Origin of the sequence: Limosilactobacillus coleohominis (genome assembly GCF_016901675.1) — a bacterium.
GTDB lineage: Bacteria > Bacillota > Bacilli > Lactobacillales > Lactobacillaceae > Limosilactobacillus > Limosilactobacillus intestinavium.
On the sequence record NZ_JACJKU010000214.1, the window covers coordinates 1 to 243 of the forward strand.

At 47.3% G+C, this 243-nt stretch carries 1 pseudogene; it reads right to left on the reverse strand.

What is annotated here, in order from left to right:
• A pseudogene (locus H5975_RS08555) lies at window positions 1–243 on the reverse strand (IS30 family transposase); the annotation flags it as partial.

Below are 243 nucleotides of genomic sequence, written 5' to 3' on the forward strand. Positions count from 1 at the left end.
GGCCGTGACTGAACGTACCACGCTTTTCTTTAGCGCGATGACGACGAATTCCATGATCAGGCAAATCGGGCAACTGTACATCAAGCCATCCTTGATCAATCCAGTTATAGACCGTCTTGTAGGCAATTCCAACTACATGGGCAACTTGTTCAGGGGACCACTTCTGGACTTGAATCTTTTCCTCGACCAAGTGTTTAAGGTTTTTAGTGAGCGAAGACTTCCGCCCCCGTTGACTAACCTTTT